The sequence below is a fragment of the Promicromonospora vindobonensis genome (assembly GCF_042685865.1).
GTDB lineage: Bacteria > Actinomycetota > Actinomycetes > Actinomycetales > Cellulomonadaceae > Promicromonospora > Promicromonospora vindobonensis.
Genome location: NZ_JBHUOG010000002.1, coordinates 2,635,535 through 2,657,132 on the forward strand (window position 1 = coordinate 2,635,535; position 21,598 = coordinate 2,657,132).

Annotated in this window: 20 protein-coding genes; 6 read left to right on the forward strand and 14 right to left on the reverse strand. The window is 71.4% G+C overall.

Annotation, left to right across the window (positions count from 1 at the left end; genetic code table 11):
* Positions 1-3: 3 nt before the first annotated feature.
* Positions 4-963 (reverse strand): YihY/virulence factor BrkB family protein, encoded by a 960-nt coding sequence (locus tag ACFS27_RS25025; protein WP_377189131.1) that lies wholly within the window; start codon positions 961-963, stop codon positions 4-6.
* Between the two features lie 234 nt (positions 964-1,197).
* Between ACFS27_RS25025 and ACFS27_RS25030 the strand changes: the two genes are divergently transcribed.
* The 3 genes from ACFS27_RS25030 (at position 1,198) to ACFS27_RS25040 (ending at position 5,932) form a co-directional block, all read left to right on the forward strand.
* Complete coding sequence (locus tag ACFS27_RS25030; protein ID WP_377189134.1) at positions 1,198-4,065, forward strand: AfsR/SARP family transcriptional regulator; 2,868 nt, start codon at positions 1,198-1,200, stop codon at positions 4,063-4,065.
* A 111-nt stretch (positions 4,066-4,176) separates the two neighbouring features.
* Positions 4,177-5,058, forward strand: a complete 882-nt coding sequence (locus ACFS27_RS25035; RefSeq protein ID WP_377189137.1) for a peptidoglycan DD-metalloendopeptidase family protein — start codon at positions 4,177-4,179, stop codon at positions 5,056-5,058.
* A gap of 28 nt (positions 5,059-5,086) precedes the next feature.
* Positions 5,087-5,932: a peptidase inhibitor family I36 protein gene (locus ACFS27_RS25040; RefSeq protein ID WP_377189140.1), complete on the forward strand. Its 846-nt coding sequence runs from the start codon at positions 5,087-5,089 to the stop codon at positions 5,930-5,932.
* Between the two features lie 67 nt (positions 5,933-5,999).
* Here ACFS27_RS25040 and ACFS27_RS25045 read toward each other — a convergent pair whose 3' ends face one another.
* From ACFS27_RS25045 to sigE, 6 genes are read right to left on the reverse strand one after another with little or no spacing between them, the layout of a single operon-like run.
* On the reverse strand, positions 6,000-6,539 hold the full coding sequence (locus tag ACFS27_RS25045; RefSeq protein ID WP_377189143.1) for a 2'-5' RNA ligase family protein: 540 nt from the start codon (positions 6,537-6,539) through the stop codon (positions 6,000-6,002).
* Positions 6,536-7,609, reverse strand: coding sequence for a tryptophan--tRNA ligase (gene trpS / locus ACFS27_RS25050; RefSeq protein WP_377189146.1), 1,074 nt, complete (start codon positions 7,607-7,609; stop codon positions 6,536-6,538). The genes ACFS27_RS25045 and trpS overlap by 4 nt, the downstream gene beginning before the upstream one ends.
* A 40-nt stretch (positions 7,610-7,649) precedes the next feature.
* Positions 7,650-8,027, reverse strand: coding sequence for a twin-arginine translocase TatA/TatE family subunit (locus ACFS27_RS25055; RefSeq protein WP_377189149.1), 378 nt, complete (start codon positions 8,025-8,027; stop codon positions 7,650-7,652).
* A 55-nt stretch (positions 8,028-8,082) separates the two neighbouring features.
* Positions 8,083-9,495 carry a S1C family serine protease gene (locus ACFS27_RS25060; protein ID WP_377189152.1) on the reverse strand — a complete coding sequence of 471 codons (1,413 nt, stop codon included), beginning with the start codon at positions 9,493-9,495 and terminating at the stop codon, positions 8,083-8,085.
* Positions 9,492-10,442, reverse strand: a complete 951-nt coding sequence (locus tag ACFS27_RS25065) for a zf-HC2 domain-containing protein (protein ID WP_377189155.1) — start codon at positions 10,440-10,442, stop codon at positions 9,492-9,494. The genes ACFS27_RS25060 and ACFS27_RS25065 overlap by 4 nt, the downstream gene beginning before the upstream one ends.
* Complete coding sequence (gene sigE, locus ACFS27_RS25070) at positions 10,439-11,044, reverse strand: RNA polymerase sigma factor SigE (protein ID WP_377189158.1); 606 nt, start codon at positions 11,042-11,044, stop codon at positions 10,439-10,441. The genes ACFS27_RS25065 and sigE overlap by 4 nt, the downstream gene beginning before the upstream one ends.
* Positions 11,045-11,107: 63 nt before the next feature.
* On the opposite strand from sigE, the gene ACFS27_RS25075 reads away from it, so the two are divergent.
* On the forward strand, positions 11,108-11,794 hold the full coding sequence (locus ACFS27_RS25075; RefSeq protein ID WP_377191176.1) for an O-methyltransferase: 687 nt from the start codon (positions 11,108-11,110) through the stop codon (positions 11,792-11,794).
* Positions 11,795-11,932: 138 nt separating this feature from the next.
* Here the strand turns inward: ACFS27_RS25075 and ACFS27_RS25080 are convergent, their stop codons facing one another.
* The 4 genes from ACFS27_RS25080 to dapE all read right to left on the reverse strand — a co-directional run bounded on the left by ACFS27_RS25080 (position 11,933) and on the right by dapE (position 15,185).
* Positions 11,933-12,100, reverse strand: coding sequence for a DUF3117 domain-containing protein (locus tag ACFS27_RS25080; protein ID WP_084467633.1), 168 nt, complete (start codon positions 12,098-12,100; stop codon positions 11,933-11,935).
* A 133-nt stretch (positions 12,101-12,233) separates the two neighbouring features.
* The gene (folP, locus tag ACFS27_RS25085; protein WP_377189161.1) at positions 12,234-13,193 is read right to left on the reverse strand and encodes a dihydropteroate synthase; all 960 of its coding nucleotides are present in this window, start codon (positions 13,191-13,193) and stop codon (positions 12,234-12,236) included.
* Positions 13,194-14,048: an LOG family protein gene (locus tag ACFS27_RS25090; RefSeq protein ID WP_377189164.1), complete on the reverse strand. Its 855-nt coding sequence runs from the start codon at positions 14,046-14,048 to the stop codon at positions 13,194-13,196.
* Positions 14,049-14,057: 9 nt separating this feature from the next.
* Positions 14,058-15,185 carry a succinyl-diaminopimelate desuccinylase gene (gene dapE / locus ACFS27_RS25095; protein WP_377189167.1) on the reverse strand — a complete coding sequence of 376 codons (1,128 nt, stop codon included), beginning with the start codon at positions 15,183-15,185 and terminating at the stop codon, positions 14,058-14,060.
* Between the two features lie 42 nt (positions 15,186-15,227).
* On the opposite strand from dapE, the gene dapD reads away from it, so the two are divergent.
* A complete protein-coding gene (gene dapD, locus ACFS27_RS25100) occupies positions 15,228-16,175 on the forward strand; it encodes a 2,3,4,5-tetrahydropyridine-2,6-dicarboxylate N-succinyltransferase (RefSeq protein WP_377189170.1) in 948 nt (315 codons plus the stop codon).
* Between the two features lie 21 nt (positions 16,176-16,196).
* Positions 16,197-17,165, forward strand: a complete 969-nt coding sequence (locus tag ACFS27_RS25105; protein ID WP_377189173.1) for a hypothetical protein — start codon at positions 16,197-16,199, stop codon at positions 17,163-17,165.
* Positions 17,166-17,247: 82 nt separating this feature from the next.
* On the opposite strand, the gene ACFS27_RS25110 is transcribed toward ACFS27_RS25105, so the two are convergent.
* Genes ACFS27_RS25110 through ACFS27_RS25120 form a run of 3 tightly spaced genes read right to left on the reverse strand, consistent with a single transcriptional unit; the run spans position 17,248 to position 21,596 of the window.
* Positions 17,248-19,047: an ABC transporter ATP-binding protein gene (locus tag ACFS27_RS25110; RefSeq protein ID WP_377189176.1), complete on the reverse strand. Its 1,800-nt coding sequence runs from the start codon at positions 19,045-19,047 to the stop codon at positions 17,248-17,250.
* A 2-nt stretch (positions 19,048-19,049) separates the two neighbouring features.
* Positions 19,050-20,048 (reverse strand): ABC transporter permease, encoded by a 999-nt coding sequence (locus ACFS27_RS25115; RefSeq protein ID WP_377189179.1) that lies wholly within the window; start codon positions 20,046-20,048, stop codon positions 19,050-19,052.
* Positions 20,049-20,075: 27 nt separating this feature from the next.
* Positions 20,076-21,596, reverse strand: a complete 1,521-nt coding sequence (locus ACFS27_RS25120) for an ABC transporter permease (protein ID WP_377189182.1) — start codon at positions 21,594-21,596, stop codon at positions 20,076-20,078.
* Between the last annotated feature and the right edge of the window lie 2 nt (positions 21,597-21,598).

Sequence of the window (21,598 nt, forward strand, 5' to 3'; positions counted from 1 at the left end):
GCCTCAGCCGTCGCTCGCCGGGGCAGGGGACGTTGGTGCGGGGGCGGCGGAGGCGGCGGGGGTGTCGGTCTCCGGGCGGGTCTCGGCGTCGGTCAGGGCCTTGGACTGGGACATCCAGGCGGTGGCCAGGAGGAGGACTCGTGCCAGGAGGTTGACCAGGACCAGGACCGTGACGACCACCGCGAAGGAAGCCAGCAGGGCGTTGCGGGCTGCCGCCGTCGTGATGATCTCGGTACCGAGATAGCGGAGCACGCCTGCAACGATGCCGACGGCGAGCGATCCGGTCAGCAGGTCCCGCAGAGGCACGTGCATCCCGCCCACGTAGCGCACGACGGCGGCGACGACCGCCGCGTCGAGCGCGAGGGTGACCAGGGCTCCGCCGGCCCGCACGCCGAACGACACCGCAGGGCCCTCCAGCCCGAGACTCTCGAGCGTCCATGGGACCGCGACCGAGACCGCGACGCTCGCGGCCGCCGTGACCAGCACGCCGACGCCGAGCAGCACGAAGCCAAGGAGCTGACGCAGGCGCTCGGTCACCGGGTTGCTGCCGTTCTCGGTCAGCCCGAACATCGCCCGCACCGAGGTGCGCAGAGCCCCCATGAAGTTCGTGGCGGACCAGAGCAGCACCGCGACGGCGACCACGGACGTCCAGCTCAGGCCGGTGGAGAGCACCAGGTCGGACGGCGAGAGCACGCCTCCCTCGCCGGTGTCCACGAGCCCAGGTATCCAGGTGTCCACCTGGGTGAGCACTGCTTCCCGCAGCTCGGCGTTGCCGCCGAGAACTCGCACGAACAGCGTGTAACCGATGGTGAGGGCGGCGAAGAGGGAGAACAGCGCGGCGTACGCCATGCCGCCACAGAGCACGGCCCCGTTCGCGAGGTCGTACCGGGCCAGCGCACGGCCGGCGCGTGTCGCCTCCCAGCGGGCCCAGGCTGCCTGCCCGACCTCGATCAACCGTCTCATTGCGCAGAGCCTATGCGGCGAGCCCGCTCTCGGCCGTTGGCGAGCGACGTCGCCGGCGTCGGGAGCGAACCAGGCGCGGCCGAGCAGCGACACCGGCGTAAACACCAGATGACGGCTCCCGGCGGCGCGCCACGCCGCAGGCGCGCCAAATCACCCGCGCGTTAGCATCTATCGACGCTGGTCAGGCCAGCGGCGACGTCGGCGGCCCACGTGGGGGACGAATGGAGCTCTGCCATGCGCGTCAGGATCCTGGGACCTGTGGAGATCAGCGACGGCCGGGCCTGGTACCCGGTGACCGGCCGGGGAGGCGCTGTGCTCGGCAGCCTCGTCGCCCGAGCGCCTCGCCCCGTGACCGTCGACGAGATCATCGACGACGTCTGGGAGGGCCGGGCGCCGAAGTCCGCGCCGACCCAGGTCTACGGCAGCGTGCACAAGCTCCGGCAGGTCCTCCACGACGGTGACGACGGCGCGGCGCTGCGGCGGTCGGACAAGGGCTACCTGCTGTCGGTCGGGCCCCTCGGCGTGGATGCCGGCCGGTTCACCTCCGGTGTCGAGGCGGGGCTCGACATGTTCCGGACGGGCAGGCTCGAAGAGTCCGCCGAGGCGCTGGGCGAGGCGCTGTCGGTGTGGCGCGGAGACCCGTTCGACGGCCTGCCGCCGGGCGGCGCCGCGACGGCCCTGTCCCTCCGCCTGGAGAACCTGCGGGCGACCGCGGTGCAGCACCGGCTGGAGGCTCGCATCGAGTGCGGCGAGCACGCCGACGTCATCGGCGAGCTGCACGAGCAGGTCGACCGGCACCCGTTCCGGGAAGACCTGTGGCGTCACCTGCTGGTCGCCCTCTACCGCTCCGGGCGGGAGGCCGAGGCCCTCCAGGAGTACGGCAGGCTGCGCCAGACCCTGACCGACGAGCTGGGGACCGACCCGAGCCGGACCACCCAGGCGGTGTACCAGCAGATCCTGGACCGGAAGCTGCCGCCGGCGACGTCGTCGGCGGGTGCGGTGACCACGGCGCAGGCTCCCGCCCCGTCCGACCCGCCGGACCCGGAGCCCACGCCGGCGACGCCGGTCCGCCAGCTCCCGCCGGGCGTGGCGGACTTCGCGGGACGCACCCGGGAGATGCTGGCCCTCGAGTCCTTCGTCGACGAGCACGACTCCCCCGACGCGCCCCTCGTCGTGGTGGTGAACGGTGCGCCGGGGACCGGCAAGTCGACGCTGGCCGTGCACCTGGCCCGGTCGGTCCGCCACCGGTACCCCGACACGCAGCTCTACCTCGACCTCGCCGGGACGTCCCCGAGCCCCCGCGAGCCGGACGAGCTCCTGGCGACGATGCTGCACTCGCTCGGCAGATTCGGACACCCGCTGCCTGGCTCGGTGGCCGCGCGCTCGGCCCTGCTCCGGTCGATGCTCGCCGAGCGCCGCACGCTCCTCGTGCTCGACGACGCGGCGACCGCCGCCCAGGTGGTTCCCCTGCTCCCGCCGAACGGCGCATCGACGGTGATCGTCACGGGCCGCTCCGCGCTCACCGACCTGCCCGGCGCCCGCCACCTGCACATCGACACGCTGCAGCCCGACGACGCCGAGCGGCTCCTCGCCCGGATCGTCGGCCGGGACCGGGTCGACCTGGAGCCGGCAGAGGCGCGCTCCATCGTGCGGCTGTGCGGCTACCTCCCGCTGTCGATCCGGATCATCGGCGGCAGGCTGCTCGGACGGCCGTCCTGGCCGCTGCGCCAGCTCCGCCTCCGGCTCTCCGACGAGTCGCGGCGCCTGGCCGAGATGCGGCTGGGCGACCTCGACCTCCGGGCCAGCCTCGACCTCTCCCTCACCTCGCTGCCCCCGGAAGCCCTGCTCGCGTTCGACCTCTTCGGGCTCCTCGGCCCGCACGACGTGCCCGGCTGGGTGCTGGGCGCGCTCCTGGACCGGCCCGACCACGAACGCCTGCTGGACCTCCTGGTCGACGCAGGCCTGCTGCAACCGGCCCGACAGGACGGCGTGGGCCAGGCGCGCTACCGGATGCACGACCTCGTGCGGGCGCACGCGCGCCAACGAGCGCTCGACCGCGGGGACGGGACGTGCCGAGCGGCGGTCCGGCGTGTGGTGCGCACCTGGGAACGACTCGTCCGGCACCAGCGCACCGGCCGCCCGCCGAGCCTGTTCGACCCGCTCGACGCCGACCCGCTCGACGAGCCCGGCGCGCACGGCGCCTCCCCGGTTGCGCTGCTCGCGCGGCAGCTCGACGGCGACGCACCGGCCTGGCTCGCCGCGGAGCGCCAGGCCCTGCTGGCGGCCGTGCGGCTCGCTCGGGAGTGGGAGCTGGCCGGCCCGGGACGGCGCCTCGTCAGCGCCCTCGCCTGCTTCTACGACGAGCAGGCGCTCTACGACGACTGGCGCACCGGTCACGAGGTCATGCTGACGTGCCCAGGCCTGGACCCTGCGGACCGTGGAGAGCTGCTGCGCGGGCTGGGCCAGGTGCTGGTCTACACGGGCGACCTCGAAGCGGCCGCCGGACACTTCCAGGGCTCGGTCACCTCCCACCGGTCCGCCGGTCAGACGATGGGCGCCGCGCTCGCCCTGGCGAGCCTCGGCACGATCCACCGCCTTCGCGGGCGCCTCGCCCAGGCGGAGGACAGCGTGCGCGCGGCACTCGCCGTCGTGGTCGAGACCGGCGACGCTCCGAAGGAATCCTTGCTGCGCGGGTCCATCGGCAGGGTGCTGGCGGCGCAGGGCAGGCCTGCCCAGGCGCGACCGTGGTACGACGAGGCGCTGCGGCTCGCCAGGGAGTGCGGCGACGTGCACCGGGAGGCAGTCACCCTGCGGGACCTCGGCTCACTCGAGCACGAGTCGGGCCGGCCTGGTCCGGCAGCCGCGTATCTGGAGCGGTCTCTCGCGCTCTTCCGCGATCTCGGCGACGAGCGCTGCACCGCCATGACCCTGCTGCGGCGCGGGCCGGTACTCGTCGACCTGGCCGACGTGTCGGGCGCCAGGTTCGCGCTGACCGAGGCGGCCCGGCTCTTCCACCTGGCCGGTCTGTGGGACGAGGAGGACCGCTGTCGGTCGCTCCTGAGCGATCTCGACGTCGAGCTGCTCATCCCGCCCGCACCGTGATGGTGCGGAAACCCTCCCCGACATAGGTCGGAGATAGATCGAAGCAAGAAGCAGAGCGCACACTCTTGCCCGTATCCCCCGTGATCCGTATGGAACGAGCAAGGGAGCGACATGGAACAGGTGAGGAACCGTATGGCCACGGCGTTCGTCGTGGTCCTGACACTGCTGGGCAGCCTCCTGGTGGGCACCCTGACCGCCGCGCCGGCGCAGGCTGCCACCCGGGACGGCGTCTGCGACACCGGCGAGATCTGCTTCTACTACAACAGCGACAACGTCGGGTCGATCTCCGACCACGGCAAGGCCGACCTCGGCAACTACGGCACGGACCCGGCGACGTGCTACGCGTTCCGCACGGCAGGCAGGGCCGGCTACAACCAGTGCATCAAGAACAACGTCGCTTCCGTGTGGAACCGCACGGGCGTCCAGGTCCGGGTGCACTTCAACTCGGGCTTCGGCGGCACGTGGGACACCGTCGCGGCGGGCGCCAAGCGGGACCTGACCGCCGCCGTCAAGAACAACAACGCCTCCCACGACGTCACCCCGCTGCGCACCGCCGGCACCTTCCAGGTGCCGTTCCCGTGCGGTGAGACCTGGTCCGCCCAGACCCGTACCAACCACAGCCCTCAGCTCTCCGTCGACTTCAACCACAGCCCGGACGAGGGCTGGAAGGTCTACTCGTCGGCCCCCGGCGAGGTGACCACGGTGCGTGACCTCGGCGGCAGCTCCTACGGCAAGTACATCGTGATCACCCACGCCGGCGGCTACCAGACCCTGTACGCCCACCTGCAGAGCTTCAACGTCTCGGTGGGCCAGGAGGTCACCGCCACGTCGTGGATCGGACGGGTCGGCTCGACCGGCGGCTCCACCGGACCGCACCTGCACTACGAGCAGAAGAAGGACGGCGCCGTCATCCGCGCCACGTTCGCCAGCGGCAACCCGATCTACTACGGCACCAGGAACCTGGCCCGTACCAGCAGCTGCCCCACCTCCTGACCCCACCGGACCAGAGAGCGAGACGAGCATGCAACAGCTGAGAAGGCGTCTCACCACCGGGTTCGTGGTGATCCTCACCATGCTGGGGAGCCTCCTGGTGGGCACCCTGACCGCCGCGCCGGCGCAGGCCGCCACCCGGGACGGCGTCTGCGACACCGGCGAGATCTGCTTCTACTACAACAGCGACAACAGCGGGTCGATCTCCGACCACGGCACGGCCGACCTCGCCGACTACGGCACCGACCCAGCCACCTGCTACGTCTTCCGCACGGTAGGCAGGGCCGGGCACGACCAGTGCATCAAGAACAACGCCGCGTCCGTGTGGAACCGCACCGGCGTCCAGGTCCGCGTCCACTACAACTCCGACTTCGGCGGGACCTGGGACACCGTCGCGGCGGGCGCCAAGCGCAACCTGACCGCCGCCGTCAAGAACAACAACGCCTCCCATGACGTCACCCCGCTGCGGACGGAGACCTGCAAGAACTCCTTCGGCAACCCGCGGAGCTGTGCGGGCGCGGTGACCTGGGCCAACAACCAGGTCGGCGCGACGGGATGGGGCGGCTACTGCGACCGGTTCGTCGCGAACGCCTACGGCCACGCCAACAGCGGTTCCACGAGCGCCATCGTGCACTGGGGCCAGATTCCCTCCACGCACCGGAACGCCGGTGACAGGAGCGTCCCCGCCGGCGGGCTGGCGTTCTTCCGGGGCGGCGAGTACGGCCACGTGATGATCTCGGTGGGCGGCGGAACGTTCGTCTCCAACGACATCGACGGCTACAACAAGATCTCCGACGCCACGATCGCGGAGGTCGAGAACGAGTGGGGATACACCTACCTGGGCTGGGCGCAGCCCTGGTTCCAGGTCAACCACTGACCTGACACCGACAGGCTGACGCGATCCAGGTTCCTGGCCCGTCCGGGCGGCAGGGACCTGGATCGCCTCAGTCTCCGAGGTGGAACGCTGCCTGGGGGCGCCAGATGCCGTCGTCCCCGTGCTCGTACTGGTAGAAACGGTCGACGTCGAACTCGCAGGAGTAGTCCGACATCGCGTCGAACGCCTTGTCGAGGGCCGCGTCGGGCACCTCGTGCGCGATGGTGACGTGCGGGTGGTAGTTGAACCGCAGCTCCCCGCCGAGGATCCCCGACCGCACGCTCGACTCGAGCTGCTCGCACTCGGAGATGCCCTGCGCCAGCGCGACGAACACCACCGGCGAGATCGGCCGGAACGTGGCCGTGCCGCGCAGCTGCACGGTGAACGGCGGCGCGGCGGCGGCGACGGCGGCCAGGTGGTCCCGCGCCTCGGCGAGCTGGTGCACGTCGAGCAGCGTCGGCCCCAGCAGCGTGATGTGCGGGGGGATGAAGTCTGCGAGCGGGTCTTCGGCGGCCACCCGCGCCGCGCTCAGCTCAGCGGCGTAGGGCTCCGGGATCTCGATGGCGATCCCGATGCGGACCTGACCGGGTCCCCGCTCGGGGAGGTTCACCGGACGCCTCGTGCGGGGAGCAGCCCGAACCGTTCGTACATCCGGTCCAGCACCGGGCTCGCGATCGCGCGCGCCCGGTCGGCGCCGTCGGCCAGCACGCGGTCCAGCTCGGCCGGGTCCGCGAGGTAGGTGTTGGCCCGGGCCTGGAACGGCTCGAGGAAGGCGACGACGGCGTCGGCCAGGTCCACCTTGAGGTAGCCGTAGCCGCGGCCGTCGTACTCCTTGGCGATCTCGTCGATGTCGCGGCCTGTCACGGCCGAGAAGATCGTCAGGAGGTTCGAGATGCCAGGCTTCTCCGCGGGGTCGAACCGCACGCCGTACGACTCGTCGGCGTCGGTGACGGCCGACTTGATGGCCTTGACCGCCTTCTTCGGGTCCTCCAGCAGCCAGACGACGCCCTTGCCGCCCGCGCTGGACTTGCTCATCTTGGCGCTCGGGTCCTGCAGGTCCTGGATCTTCGCCACGGCCTTGACGATGTGCGCGTCCGGCACGACGGCGGTGCCCGAACCGAAACGCGTGTTCAGCCGCTCCGCGAGGTCGCGCGTGAGCTCCAGGTGCTGACGCTGGTCCTCGCCGACGGGGACGAGGCCCGCGTCGTACAGCATGATGTCGGCCGCCATCAGCACCGGGTACGTGAAGAGCCCGACGGTGGTGCCCTCGCTGCCCTGCTTCGCCGACTTGTCCTTGAACTGCGTCATGCGACCGGCCTCGCCGAACCCCGTCTGGCAGCTCAGCAGCCACGCCAGCTCGGCGTGCGCGGCCACGTGGGACTGCACGAACAGGATCGACCGCTCGGGGTCGATACCCCCGGCGAGGTACTGCGCGGCGGTGCTCCGGGTGCGCTCACGCAGCAGTGCCGGGTCAGGGCTCACCGTGAGCGCGTGCAGGTCGACGACGCAGTAGAGCGCGTCGTAGGAGTCCTGCAGCGCGATCCACTGAGACAGCGCGCCGATGTAGTTACCCAGGTGGAGTGACCCGTCGGTGGGCTGCATCCCGGAAAATATGCGCTTCCGGGTGGGGCGGTCGGCAGATGTCTCTGTGCCCACCGCGGTCGAGGTTTCGGACGACATGGCGAACATTCTGGCAGGTCCATGCGCGCTCACCGAATCGTCAGGTCGCTTCGTCGTCGTACGGCGCCTTCCCTGGTTCCGCGGACGCCCCGGCCGGCGCAGGGGGCGTGCCGTTCCGCTCGGCGGCCCGCTCCGAGGCCGACCCCTTGTACGAGGAGGGCGGGCTGTCGTCGAGGAGAGCGTCCCTGACGATCTTGCGCGGGTCGTACTGGCGCGGGTCGAGCTTGGACCAGTCGACGTCGTTGAACTCCGGCCCGAGCTCGTCGTCCACGCGCGACTTGGCGTTCTGGAGCAGGTCGCGGCCCCGCCGCACGAGGGAGCCCAGCTGCTCCGCGTAGACGGGTAACCGTTCCGGGCCGATGACGAGCATCGCGACCACCAGAATGATCACGAGCTCCCAGCCATTGATGCCGAACACGCTCAGAGCCTACTCGTGTCGCGGGACCGCCCGGAGAACACCCGATGAACCCGGCTCACTGGCCGCTCGACTGCTCTTGGAGAACCACGCGGACGTCGCGCTCGTCGCCACCGGATCGCACGTTGAGCGTGACCGGTTCACCGGGGGCCTTGGCCCGGATGGCGACGATGAGCTCGTCGGCCACCGAGACCGGCCGGCCGTCGATCGAGAGGATCACGTCGCCCGCCTCGATGCCCGCCTCGTCGGCCGGGCCGCCCGGCGTGACGGCCGGCGTGCCCTGCTGCGGCTCCTTGGACACCTGCACACCCTCGCCCTGGTAGCTGGGATCGAGCAGCACGCCGATGATCGGGAACGTCGCGGTGCCCGTCTCGATGAGCTGCTCGGCGGTGTGCCGCGCCTGGTTGGACGGGATGGCGAAGCCGAGCCCGATGTTGCCGGTGGCCGCTGTGGTGCCCGGCCCCTGCGCGATGGCCGAGTTGATGCCGATCACCTCGCCGGCGGAGTTCACGAGCGGCCCGCCCGAGTTACCGGGGTTGATGGCGGCGTCCGTCTGGATGGCGTCGATGAAGGCGGCCTCTGCGGCCTCGCCGGCCTTCACCGGGCGATGCAGCGCGCTGACGATCCCGGTGGTGACAGTGGCCTCGAGGCCGAGCGGTGAGCCGACGGCGAGCACCGCGTCGCCGACCACGACGTCGTCGGAGTCACCGAGGATGAGCGGCTCCAGCCCTTCCTCCTCGACCCGGATCACCGCGAGGTCGTAGTCGGGCGTCGCACCGACGAGCTCGGCCGGCTGCTCGTGGCCGTCGGAGAACGTGACGGTGACGTCCGCACCGGACTCCGCCTCAGCGACCACGTGGTTGTTCGTCAGGATGTAGCCGTTGGCCTTGAGGATCATCCCCGATCCCGTCGCGACGCCCTGCTGGGCCCGCACCTCGATCGAGACCACGCTGGGCAGCGCGGCCGCGGCGATGGCGGCGACGGAGCCCTCGGGACGCTGCACCGGGTCGGCGCCGCCTGCGGGCACGGGCAGCGCGGCGTCCGCCGGGCGAGCCCCGCTCTGTCCGTCCAGCAGGCTGAAGGCGGCGACACCGCCGCCCGCACCCGCGATCAGCCCCAGCAGCACGACGGCGGAGACCGCGCGCGCGCCGAACCTGCTGCGCCTGGTCCGGCCAGCCGGCTGCGTGGCATGCGGCTCGGAGGCGTGCGGCTCGGCGTGCGGGGTCGGGTGGAGTCCGTAGGGGTCCGGCGGCTGCGTCCCCGGGGACGGAGCGGGCAGGGTGGTCAGGTAGCCCGACGCAGGGAGCTGCTCGGTGCGCTGGTCGGCAGATCCCTCCGCGGACGGCCCGGCCTCAGCCTCGACGTCGGGCGCTGGTTCGGGTCGTGGAGCCGCGGCCGGCGTCTTCGGCTCGTTCGCGGACGGCACTGCTGCACGCGGCGTGGGCGGCGCGAACGGGTTCTCGTCGGTCATGGGCTTTCGATGGCTCCTGTCACGGTGTGCCACCCGCGGGCGATGCGGGGCAGGACCCCGGCATCGTAGCCATGCTCACCGAACGATGCCACGAGGTCGGTGAGCACCTCCTCCGGCGCGTCTGCCACGACGTCGACCACCATGTCTTCCGACTGCCAGGCCACATGGGCCGGTTCGGAGGCCAGCACCTGGACCTCGCCGAGGGCGGCAGAGCCGTTCGGGGCCAGCTGGCCCGGGCGTTCGCGGACCACCGCGTGGCCCGACGGGCCGACGAGGTCGATCTCCAGCGTCTGGCCCTGGTCGCCCACCAGGCGCATGGCCGAGACCGTGTACCCGTCGGGCAGGTCGGCGGGCGCCGCCCAGCCGTTGTCCGCGGCCCAGTCGAGCGCGGCAGGCGTGAGCTGCTCGGGAGCGACGTCGAGCGTGGCGAGCACGTCCTGGCCCGCCGCCGTCGCGTCCGGGCCCGTGCGCCCCAGCATGGTCATGCTGGTCTGCGCGGAGAGCTGCGGGGACACCACGGGGACGTCGCCGAGCGTGAAGAGGGCCAGCCCCAGCACGCCCGCCCCACCGACACCGAGCGCGGTGAACCGCACGGCCCGACGGCGGCGCGCGGGCCGGTCGAGCCGGCCGTCGAACCCGTCCCCTCCGTCGAACGCCGCGTTCTGCCACACCGGTACGGACAGCGGGTCCGGGCCGAGGAACGGACGGCGCAGCGGGTCGTCGGAGGTGGGCGGGATGCTCGCCTGGAGGGCCATCAGCCGCGCGGTGAGCGCCGGGTCCGGCACCACGTCGGCCGCCGACGAGAGCGCGCGCCGGGCCGCACGAGCGGAGTCCAGCTCACGGGCGCACAGTCGGCACATCGTCACGTGGGAGAGTGCCCGCTCCGTCTCGGCAGGCGAGAGCTGGCCGTCCGCCAGCGCACTGACCAGGTCCCCGAGGTGGCTCATCGCACGCCTCCGCGCGTGGGCGCCAGGTGCTCCAATGCGTCGCGGAGCTGGGCGCGGGCCCGGTGGATGCGGGAACGCACTGTTCCTAGCTTGACGCCAAGAGTCACAGCGATCTCCTCGTAGCTCAGGCCCTCGATGTCGCACAGCACGACGGCGGCGCGGTACTCGGGTCGCAGGGCGTCGAGCGCCCGCTGCACGTCCTGGTCCAGGTTGGCGTGCTCGTACCCACGCTCCGGTCGACCGAAGTCACCCGTGTCGGCGACGTGACCGTCGTCGTCGCCCATCGCCTCCATGCGGATGCGCTTCTTGCGGCGCGCGCCGTCCAGGAACAGGTTGGTGGTGATGCGGTGCAGCCAACCCTCGAACGTGCCCGGCGTGTAGCTGGACAACGAGCGGAACACCCGGATGAAGGTCTCCTGCGTGAGGTCCTCTGCATCCTGTTTGTTGCCGGTCAGCCGGTAGGCAAGCCGATAGACGCGAGCTGAGTGCTCGCGCACGATCTCTTCCCAGGTCGGCGGCTGCCACGGCAGGTCGGCTGCGCCGGCACCCGAAGGTACCGACGTACTTGCGTCTGCTGCTGCACGAGTGCTCACAGAAGTCATCGTCCTCTCAACGCGCACTGAAGCCCAGTCGTTCCCACGGGCTGTACCCTGACGCCGCACGTGATGCACACATCTGTCCAGCTCCTTCCGGAGGAAGCCATCAGCACAGCGGAGCCGTCCGGCCACGGCAAGGTCGCGGCCTGGGTCTACAGCGAGGCCTTCGTCCCTGAGGACGAGGTGCTCCTGCGCGCCCGCGAACGCGCCTCCGAGCTGGGTTGTCCGGCGGTCCTCCCCGGTGTCGGCGCGGTGCTGCGGGTCCTCGCCGCCGCCACGAACGCGCACGCCGTAGTGGAGGTGGGCACCGGCGCCGGCGTGGCTGCCCTCTGGTTGCTGCGGGGTATGCCGCTCGACGGCCAGCTCACCACGATCGACCGGGAGGTGGAGCACCAGCGGGCCGCGCGCACCGCGTTCGCCGAGGACCGAGTGGCTCCCCAGCGCACCCGGATCATCCCCGGGCGCCCGGGAGACGTGCTGCCACGGCTCGCGGACGGCGCCTACGACCTGGTGCTGGTGGCGAGCGACCCGCTCGGCTACCCCGAGTACGTCAACGAGGCCCTGCGCCTGCTGCGACCGGGCGGCGTGCTCGCCGTCGACGGCGCCCTGCTGCGGGACCGGGTGGCGGATCCCGCGCGCCGCGACGAGCTCACCACCGTGGTGCGCGAGGTGGGCCGGACGTTGCGGAACGACGAGCGGGTACTGCCTGCCATGCTGCCCAGCGGAGACGGGTTGCTGCTGGCCGTCCGCCGCTGACCCGCCGACTGGCCGGTTCGCGCGACGGACGGCCCGGGAGGGCTCAGCCTCTATGGGTATCGGCCGAGCCTGCGGAGACCCACCAGGCGCGTGCCCCGTCCTTGCGCCGCGTCCCGCACCCTGTGCTGCGCCTCCGGCTCAGCCGACGACGGTCTGGAGAGCGTCGCCGAGCTCGCTTGCCTCGGTCGCGTTGAGCTCGACGACGAGCCGACCGCCGCCCTCGAGCGGCACACGCATGACGATGCCGCGCCCCTCCTTGGTGACCTCGAGCGGTCCGTCACCCGTTCGCGGCTTCATCGCAGCCATGTGTGGCTCTCCCATTCCGTTGTCCGGTGTGTAGCAGCATTCATGTTCCCGGCGAACGCCGAGGGCACAGACACATTCTAGTTCAATTGGCGCCCCTTACTTTCCACGCGCCAATTCGTCGCCCTTCGTCGGATCAGGCAAGACCACGCAGCGCTACGGCCGGTGGCGCCTCGTCACGGACCGCCGCCACGAGGTCGAGAACCCGTCGGGTCGCGGCCACGTCGTGGGTTCGGAAGACCCGTGCGCCGAGCCACGCGGCCACCGCCGTCGCGCCCAGCGTTCCCTCCAGGCGTTGCTCCGGCGGAAGGTCCAGGGTCTCCCCCACGAAGTCTTTGCGGGAAAGCGCCATGAGCAGCGGAAATCCGAGCCCCGCCAGCGTGCTGGTGCGGCGCAGCAGGTGCAGGGAGTGCCAGGTGTTCTTGCCGAAGTCGTGCGTCGGGTCCACGAGCACCGACGAGCGCGGTACCCCGCAGTCGACGGCCCGCTCCGCGGCGGCCCTGAGGGTCGCCACGACGTCGGCAAGGAGCCCGTCGCGCCCGTCCCCAGCCCCCGTTCCGTCCGACAGGTCGGGATACTCCACGCGGTACGGGTCCGTGCGCGGCACGGCTCCCCCCGTGTGGGAGCAGACGACGCCGACGCCGGCCGCTCCCGCCACCTCGACGAGGCCCGGGTCGTGCCCGGCCCAGGTGTCGTTGATCAGGTCGGCCCCCGCGTCGATCGCCGCCCTCGCCACGCCCGCGCGCCAGGTGTCGACCGAGACCAGAAGGTCCGGCACCGTGCGGCGGACCGCCGCGACGAAGGGTACGACGCGGCGGATCTCCTCCGCCTCGTCCACCGGCGAGCCGTTGCCTGCCCGCACGCCCCCGACGTCGAGGATCTCCGCGCCCGCCTCGAACGCGCGCTCCGCCGCGGCCAGCGCAGCGGCGTCGTCCGGCACACGGGCGGGGGCGTAGAACGAGTCGGTGGTGCGGTTCAGGACCGCCATCACCACGGGGCGCACCGCGCGCCCCTCTCGACCGACCTCGCGCCCGCGCAGCACCAACGGTGCGGAAGCCTGCGGAACGCTCTGGCCGAGGACGTCGGAACCGTTCACCTAGGCGCCGCCAAGGGTGCTCGGCAGCCCGGGCCCCTCGAGCGCCGCCTCCTCCGTGGCGCGCTCGGCGGCGACCGCAGCCTGGAGCGCGGCCTGCTCCGCGGCGATCTGGTGGGCACGTTCGACGACGTGCCGCACCGCCTCCGCCGGGTCGTCGGTGAGGTACATGATGTCGAGGTCGGCCTGGCTGATGGTGCCGTGCGTCAGCGCGGTGGACCGGATCCACTCCAGAAGTCCGCCCCAGTAGTCCTTGCCCACGAGGACGAGCGGGAACTGCGTCACCTTGTGCGTCTGAACGAGAGTGACCGCCTCGAAGAGCTCGTCGAACGTACCGAATCCCCCGGGCATCACGATGAATCCCTGTGCGTACTTCAGGAACATCGTCTTTCGCGCGAAGAAGTACCGGAAGTTGATGCCGAGATTCACGAACTCGTTGACGCCCTGTTCGAAGGGCAGCTCGATACCGAGACCCACCGAGGTACCGCCGGCCTCGGATGCGCCCTTGTTCGCTGCCTCCATGACGCCGGGCCCGCCGCCCGTGATGACGGAGTAGCCCGCCTCCACCAGGAGCCTGCCGACCGTCTCCCCTGCCCGGTAGTCCTCGTGGTCCGGCTTGGTCCGTGCCGAGCCGAACACCGACACCGCCGGCCCGAGCTCCGCGAGGGCGCCGAAGCCCTCGACGAACTCGCTCTGGATGCGCATCACGCGCCACGGGTCGCTGTGCAGCCAGTCGGTCTCCTGGTCGGGCGCCAGGAGTCGTTGGTCCGTGGTGGTCTTCGGGATCTGGTTCCCGCGGAGCAGTACCGGACCGCGGCGGTATCCGCGGCCGGACTGGGGTATGCCGTCGTCGCTCATGCGCCCAAACTATCCGCCGAGGAGCCAAGCTCGCAGCGCGTCGCGGCACTGCGCGAGCTGCCCCACGGGAAGGTGCTCGTCGTCCTTGTGCGCGAGCAGCGGGTCGCCGGGGCCGAAGTTCACCGCAGGGACGCCCAGCTCGGAGAACCGGGCGACGTCCGTCCACCCGTACTTCGGTGCGGGCGCACCGCCCGTGGTGGCGAGCACCGACTTCACGAACTGGGCGGCCAGCGGGTCGTCGAGGCCCGGCCGGGCGCCCCCTGCTGCGTCGGTCACCACCAGGTCGAACCCCTCGAAGACCTCGCGCAGGTGCGTCTCGGCCTCCTGCACGGAGCGCGACGGAGCGAACCGGTAGTTCACCTCGACGGTGCACGCGTCCGGGATGACGTTGCCAGCGATGCCGCCGTCGATCCGCACCGCGTTGAGGCCCTCGCGGTAGACCAGCCCGTCGACCTCGACCTCGCGCGGCTCGTACGCGGCGAGCCGTGCCAGCACCGGGGCGGCCGCGTGGATCGCGTTCTCGCCGATCCAGGCCCGCGCCGAGTGCGCGGCGATGCCGCGGGTGCGCAGCTCGACGCGCATCGTGCCGTTGCAGCCGCCCTCGATCCCCGCGTTCGACGGCTCACCAAGGATGGCGAAGTCGCCCCGCAGCAGGTCCGGGTGGTTGCGCGCGAGCCGGCCGAGCCCGTTCAGCGCCGAGTCGACCTCCTCGTGGTCGTAGAAGATCCACGTGAGGTCGTGCGCGGGCTCGCTGCCCGGTGCCCCGAGCTCGGTGGCCAGCGCGAGCGCCACGGCCACCCCGCCCAGCATGTCGACGGTGCCACGGCCCCACAGCACGGCGTCGCTCCCAGCGCCCACCAGGCGGGTGGGCAGGTTGTCCGCGACGGGCACCGTGTCGATGTGGCCGGCCACCACCACACGCCGGTCCCTGCCCAGGTTCGTGCGGGCGACCAGCGCGTCGCCGTCGCGCAGCACCTCGAGGTGCGGGTAGCCGCGCAGGAGGGCCTCGATCGCGTCGGCGAGGGCCGTCTCAGCACCGCTGACCGACGGGATGTCGCAGATCGTCCGGGTGAGGGCGACCAGGTCGGACTCCGGGCCGGACGGGTCGAGCAGGGCAGGGTCGATCACGGTATCCACAGGGCAACACTATGGGCTCCGAGCGGCCGTTAGGCTGGAGCCATGACGACCGCATGGGGTTTCGGCCTTGCCACGATCGCCGACGACGGCACCACCCTCGACACCTGGTACCCCGAGCCCGCCCTCGGCGAGGCCTCCGCAGGCGTCACCCCGCCAGAGGCCCTCGCGGCGCTCGCCGGCGCGGACGAGGCGCGGCGTGTCCGGCTCGAGGTCGTGACCACGCAGATCGACCTCGCCGACCCGCCGAAGGACGTCTCCGACGCCTACCTGCGGCTTCACCTGCTCTCCGCCCGCGTGGTGCGCCCCCACGGGCTCAACCTGGACGGCATCTTCGGCGTGCTGACGAACGTCGTGTGGACCAGCGCAGGCCCGTGCGCGGTCGAGGGCTTCGAGGAGACACGCCTTCGCCTGCGCGCCAGGGGCCACCTCACGGTCTTCGGCGTCGACAAGTTCCCGCGCATGGTCGACTACCTGGTCCCGTCGGGCATCCGCGTCGCCGACGCGGACCGGGTCCGCCTCGGCGCGCACCTCGCCCCCGGCACCACCGTGATGCACGAGGGCTTCGTCAACTACAACGCAGGCACGCTCGGCGCCTCCATGGTCGAGGGCCGTATCTCGGCCGGAGTCACCGTGGGCGACGGGTCCGACGTCGGTGGTGGTGCCTCGATCATGGGCACGCTGTCCGGCGGGGGCAAGGAAGTGGTGTCGCTCGGCGAGCGCTGCCTGCTGGGCGCCAACGCGGGCCTCGGCATTCCCCTTGGCGACGACTGCGTGGTCGAGGCCGGCCTGTACGTCACTGCGGGCACCAAGGTCACCGTGCTGGGCGCCGCGGTGGACCCGACCGGTGACGGCACCGCCACCGTCAAGGCGCGTGACCTCGCGGGACGCAGCAACCTGCTCTTCCGCCGGAACTCCACCACCGGTGCGGTCGAGGTGCTCGACCGGACCGGCGTCGGGATCGAGCTCAATGAGGCCCTGCACGCGAACTGACCGGAACGACAGGGAACACGTATGGCACTCGTGGCCGAGGCCGGCTCACCGGTCCCGCCGCCCGCCGACGACTCACCACCGCGTCGTCCGGTGAGACGCGCCCTCAAGTACGTGGTGGCCATCGGGTCGGTGTGCGCGGTCGCGACCGTCGGCGTCGTCGTGGGGCTGAACCGCCTGACGGACGCCGGTCCGGTCACGGAGCGGTGCACCGCCGAGCTCGACGGCTCGGACTGGTACCTGTCGCCCGACCAGGCGGACAACGCGGCCCTCGTGGCCGGCACCGCCGTCGCCCGTGGCCTGCCCGCACGGGCCGCGACCATCGGGCTGGCCACGGCGCTGCAGGAGTCGAAGCTCATCAACATCGACTACGGCGACCGCGACTCCGTCGGGCTGTTCCAGCAGCGCCCGTCGCAGGGCTGGGGCAGCGTCGAGGAGATCCTCGACCCCGTGTACTCGACCAACGCGTTCTACGACGTGCTGGTCAAGGTCGAGGGGTACGAGGACATGGCGGTGACGGACGCCGCACAGACCGTCCAGCGGTCGGGCTACCCCGACGCGTACGCGCAGCACGAGATGCGGTCGCGCGCCTGGGCCTCTGCCCTCACCGGCAACTCCCCCGGGGTGCTGTCCTGCGAGCTCGGCCCGGTGGCTGACGGCGACCAGGTGGCGCCCGACGCCGCCCGCGACGTGATCGCCGGACGGCTCGGCCGCGACCTGGGGCTCGCCCCCGCGACCGGCGCGGCGGACCCGAACCGGCAGGACCCCGCGTCGTCGACGGTGACGGTGGACGCGACGCCGCTCACGCCGGACGACCCCGAGCGCGGCGCCTGGGCGACCGGCCAGTGGGCAGTCGCGACGGCCCAGGCCACGCAGGTGGTCGAGGTGCACGTGGCCGACCGGGTGTGGCTGCGCGACGAGGCCGCCTGGGTCCAGGCCGAGTCCCGGCTCGGCCGGGGCGAGGTCCGCATCACGGCCGACGCCGCCGAATAACCCTCCGCGTTTTGCTGTGGGCGCGATCATTGCGCCTAAAACGGGCGTGTAGTCACATCAATCGCGCCCACAGCAAACGGGGTCAGAGGCCGCCCAGGCCCGAGGCGTTGCCACCCTCGTCCTGCCGCGGCTCCGGACGTTCGTGGCCCGCGTCGACGCGCAGCTCCGCGACCTCGTCGCCCAGCTGTGCCAGCAGGGCGTGCCGCGCCTCGCGCCGGCGACGCTGCTCCAGCGGCTCCGGCACGGGCGCGGCGGCGAGGAGGCGCTGCGTGTACTCCTCGCGAGGGTTGTGCAGGACCTCCTCGCGCGCCCCCTGCTCCACGATCCTGCCGTTCTGCAGCACCACCACCCGGTGGGCGAGCAGGTCGATCACCGCCAGGTCGTGGCTCACGAAGAGGCAGGCGAACTTGTAGCGCTCCTGCAGCGCCGTGAACATCTTCAGCACGTTCGCCTGCACGGACACGTCCAGCGCCGACGTCGGCTCGTCCGCGACCAGCAGCTCGGGGTCGAGCGTGAGGGCGCGCGCGATGCTGACGCGCTGGCGCTGGCCGCCGGAGAGCTCGTGCGGGTAGCGGTTGTAGGCGCTGCGGGGCAGCTCGACGGCGTCGAGCAGCTCCAGCACGCGGTTCCGCCGCGAACGGTCGTCGCCCTCCTTGTGCACCACCAGCGGCTCAGCGATCACGTCACCGATCGGCAGCCGGGGGTTGAGGGACGACGCCGGGTCCTGGAACACGACGCCGATGCGCTTGCGCAGCGTCTTGAGCTCCTTGCCGCGGAGCTTCGTGAGGTCGCGCCCGAGGATCGACACGGAGCCCGAGGCGGCAGGGATGAGCCCCAGCGCGCACTTCGCGATGGTGGACTTGCCGGAGCCCGACTCGCCCACCAGGCCCACGATCTCGCCCTGGGCCACCGACACCGACACGTCGTCGACGGCCCGGAAGGTCGGCTTGCCGATCCGGTGGTACTCGATGACGAGGCTGCTCAGCTCGAGCGCGGGCAGGTCGCCCGCCGCCGCCTGCACCGGCGCGACGTCGCCGAACTGGCCCGGGCCGGACCCCAGGTGGGGCACGGCGGCCAGCAGGCGCTTCGTGTAGTCGTGCCGCGGGTGGTTCAGCACCTGGTCGGCCGTGCCGGTCTCGACGATGTCGCCCTTGAGCATGACGGCGACGCGGTCGGCCATGTCCGCGACGACGCCCATGTTGTGGGTGATCAGCAGGATGCCGGTGTCGAGCTTGTCCTTGAGCGAGCGCAGCAGGTCGAGGATGTCCGCCTGCACCGTCACGTCGAGGGCGGTGGTCGGCTCGTCGGCGATGATCACCTTGGGGTCGCAGGCGATGGCCATGGCGATGACCACGCGCTGGCGCTGACCGCCGGAGAGCTCGTGCGGGTACTGCTTGAGCCGGCGCTCCGGCTCGGGGATGCCGACCATGTCGAGCAGCTCGGCGGCCCGCTCCATGGCCTTCCGGCCGTAGGCGAGGCCGTGCAGCTGCAGGCCCTCCGTGAGCTGGTCGCCGATGGTGAGCACCGGGTTCAGCGCGGTCATGGGCTCCTGGAACACCATGGCCACGTCGTTGCCGCGCATGGTGCGCAGGCCCCTGCCGTCGAGGCCGCCCACCACCTTGTCACCCACGCGGATGGTGCCGCTGACGCGCGCGTTGCGCGGCAGCAGGCCGAGCGCCGTCATGGAGGTGACGGACTTGCCCGAACCGGACTCGCCCACGAGGGCGACGACCTCGCCGGGACGCACCTCCAGGTCGATGCCCTTGACGGCGTGCACGTCGCCGAACTCGGTCTTGAACGTCACGTCGAGGCCCTCGAACGCGAGGACGGCGTCGCCGGCCGCCGAGACGGGACCGGGAGCACTGATGTCGAGAGTAGTCATGCTCAGTCCTTGCTCCGGTTCTGGCGGGGATCGAACGCGTCACGCAGGCCGTCGCCGATGAAGTTCACGCACAGGGCGATCGTCAGGATCATCAGGCCCGGCCACCAGAACAGCCACGGCCGCGTCGCGAAGGCCGACTGGTACTCGTTGATGAGCGTGCCCAGCGACGTGTCCGGCGCCTGCACGCCGAACCCGAGGAAGCTGAGCGAGGTCTCGAGCAGGATGGCGGTGGAGATCGACAGCGTCGCCGACACGATGATGACGCCGATCGCGTTGGGCAGCACGTGCCGGGTGATGATGCGCCACGCACCGGTGCCGACCGCCTGGGCGGCGAGCACGAAGTCGCGCTCGCGCAGCGAGAGCACCTCACCGCGCACCAGTCGCGCCAGGCTGGTCCAGGTGACCAGGCCGAGCACGAAGGCCAGGCCCCAGATGCCGGACTCGCCGGCCATCCGGCCGAGCACCGCGGCAACGGCGAGCAGCGGGATCACGATGAAGACGTCGGTCATGCGCATGAGGATCGACTCGAGCCAGCCGCGGTAGAACCCGGCCAGAGCGCCGACCACGGTGCCGACGAGCGTCGAGATGATGCCGACGGCGAACGCGATGATGAGCGAGAACTGGGTGCCGCGCATGACGAGGGCGAAGTAGTCCTTGCCGCCGGTGTCCTGGCCGAACGGGTACTCCCAGGTGGGGGCGCCGTCGCCGATCTTGTCGTACTGGAGCGTGTACTCCTTGGGCCACCAGCCCGGGACGGGACCGACGCCGATCGAGGTGAACGCCACGACGACGATGATCCCGAGCACGATCATCGCGGTGAGCGCACCCCGGTGCCGGAAGAAGCGGCGCGCGACGAGCTGGCCCTGGCTGTACGACTTGTCCTCGCCGGGCAGCGGGGCGGCTGACCCGCCGGCCGCGAGGCCGACCGCGTCGGTGCCGGTGGCCGACACCTGGGGCTCGTAGTCCTCGCCGCCTGGATTGCTGTTCCTGATGTCACTCATGTCTGTGTCTCCTGCCTTCGCCCGCGCTCAGCGCCGGATCCGGGGGTCGAGGGCCGCGTACGCGATGTCTGCCAGCAGGTTCATCAGCACGGCTGCGATGCCGGTGACGAGGAAGAACGCCATGACCGGTGCCGGGTCGACGGCGTTGAGGCCGTCCTGGAACAGGGCGCCCATGCCCTTCCAGCCAAAGACCTCTTCCGTGATGATCGCGCCGCCGATGAGGGCGGCGAAGTCGAACGCGACGATGGTCGTGATCGGGATCAGCGCGTTGCGGAAGGCGTGCTTGACGATGACCTCGCGCTCGGACAGGCCCTTCGACCGGGCCGTCCGCACGTAGTCCTGGTTCAGGGTCTCCAGCATGGACGACCGCGTGTAGCGGGAGTGCGTCGCCACGGAGACCAGGGTGAGCAGGATGGTCGGCAGCAGGATCTGGGTGCCCATGTCGAGCGCGCGCTCCCAGAACTCGCCGTTGAAGTTCGGCGTCTGCGAGCCGATGGTCGAGATGGGGCGCGACTTGATCCCCAGGAAGCCGCTCCAGTGCGCGATGAGGATGTCCGCGACAACCATGAAGCTGGTGATGACTCCCGTGATGCCGGTGACCAGCATGGCCTGCTTGCGCGCGTACCCACCCCAGGCGGCGCCGACGGCCACCGAGACCACCACGGCGACCACGAAGAGGCCGATGAGGAGCAGCCAGGTCGGTTCGTCGACGAGGAGCGGGGCGGTGAACCAGTAGGCGACCACGCCGACGACGGCGGTGGTGAGCGCCGCGTAGAGCACCCGTCGGTTGCGCAGCCCGGCGGTCAGTGCCGTCACGAGCACGCCCGCAGCGGCCGAGACCAGGAGCACGCCGCCGATGCCGAACATCGGGTTGCGCCACCAGTCGAGCGCGTTGAAGACGAAGAGCATGACCGTGACGAAGCCGAACACCCCGACGGCCGTGGCCAGCCGGCGTCTCGTGGACCCGCCGAGGACCGCCTGGAGCAGGAACCCCGCTAACGCCGCGACGATCACTATGGTCCATGGCGCGTACTGGCCGACGGCGATCCAGTTGTTGTACTGGATGGCCGCGAACTCCTTGAGCAGCGTCGCCGCCCAGAACACGGGCAGCGAGAAGAAGAGGAAGGCACTGAACGTCACCGTGTAGTCGAACCCGGAGTACTGGCGGATCGCGGTGAGGATCCCGAGCGCTACACCGACGACGATGGCGAGCAGCGTGGAGAGTGTGATGAGCCGCAGCGTGGAGGACGCCGCCTGCTGCGTGAGGCCGAGCACGTCGATGCCGTTGATGGTGACGCCGAGGTCGCAGTTGCCGGTGAAGCAGCCTCCGACACCCGTGAGCCAGTCCCAGTACCGCTCCCAGGGCGAGTCGTCGAGCCGCAACCGCTCGGTTCGCTCGGCCATGAGCTGGTCGCGGTTCGGGTCGTTCGACTCCCGAAGGTCCTTCAGCGGGTCGCCCGAGTTGATGGTCAGGAAGAACATGAGCAATGAGGCGCCGAGCAGGACGAGCGCCGAGGCGCCGATGCGCCGGAGGATGAACTTGAGCACGG

Coding starts and splice junctions, on each gene's coding strand:
- ACFS27_RS25065 (WP_377189155.1), bottom strand. CDS start 10,442: ATGAGCCACCTCGGGGACCTGGTCAGTGCGCTGGCGGACGGCCAGCTC.
- ACFS27_RS25025 (WP_377189131.1), bottom strand. CDS start 963: ATGAGACGGTTGATCGAGGTCGGGCAGGCAGCCTGGGCCCGCTGGGAG.
- ACFS27_RS25105 (WP_377189173.1), top strand. CDS start 16,197: ATGGCACTCGTGGCCGAGGCCGGCTCACCGGTCCCGCCGCCCGCCGAC.
- ACFS27_RS25080 (WP_084467633.1), bottom strand. CDS start 12,100: ATGGCTGCGATGAAGCCGCGAACGGGTGACGGACCGCTCGAGGTCACC.
- ACFS27_RS25060 (WP_377189152.1), bottom strand. CDS start 9,495: ATGACCGACGAGAACCCGTTCGCGCCGCCCACGCCGCGTGCAGCAGTG.
- ACFS27_RS25115 (WP_377189179.1), bottom strand. CDS start 20,048: ATGAGTGACATCAGGAACAGCAATCCAGGCGGCGAGGACTACGAGCCC.
- ACFS27_RS25040 (WP_377189140.1), top strand. CDS start 5,087: ATGCAACAGCTGAGAAGGCGTCTCACCACCGGGTTCGTGGTGATCCTC.
- ACFS27_RS25090 (WP_377189164.1), bottom strand. CDS start 14,048: ATGAGCGACGACGGCATACCCCAGTCCGGCCGCGGATACCGCCGCGGT.
- ACFS27_RS25075 (WP_377191176.1), top strand. CDS start 11,108: ATGCACACATCTGTCCAGCTCCTTCCGGAGGAAGCCATCAGCACAGCG.
- ACFS27_RS25035 (WP_377189137.1), top strand. CDS start 4,177: ATGGAACAGGTGAGGAACCGTATGGCCACGGCGTTCGTCGTGGTCCTG.
- trpS (WP_377189146.1), bottom strand. CDS start 7,609: ATGTCGTCCGAAACCTCGACCGCGGTGGGCACAGAGACATCTGCCGAC.
- sigE (WP_377189158.1), bottom strand. CDS start 11,044: ATGACTTCTGTGAGCACTCGTGCAGCAGCAGACGCAAGTACGTCGGTA.
- ACFS27_RS25030 (WP_377189134.1), top strand. CDS start 1,198: ATGCGCGTCAGGATCCTGGGACCTGTGGAGATCAGCGACGGCCGGGCC.
- ACFS27_RS25110 (WP_377189176.1), bottom strand. CDS start 19,047: ATGACTACTCTCGACATCAGTGCTCCCGGTCCCGTCTCGGCGGCCGGC.
- dapD (WP_377189170.1), top strand. CDS start 15,228: ATGACGACCGCATGGGGTTTCGGCCTTGCCACGATCGCCGACGACGGC.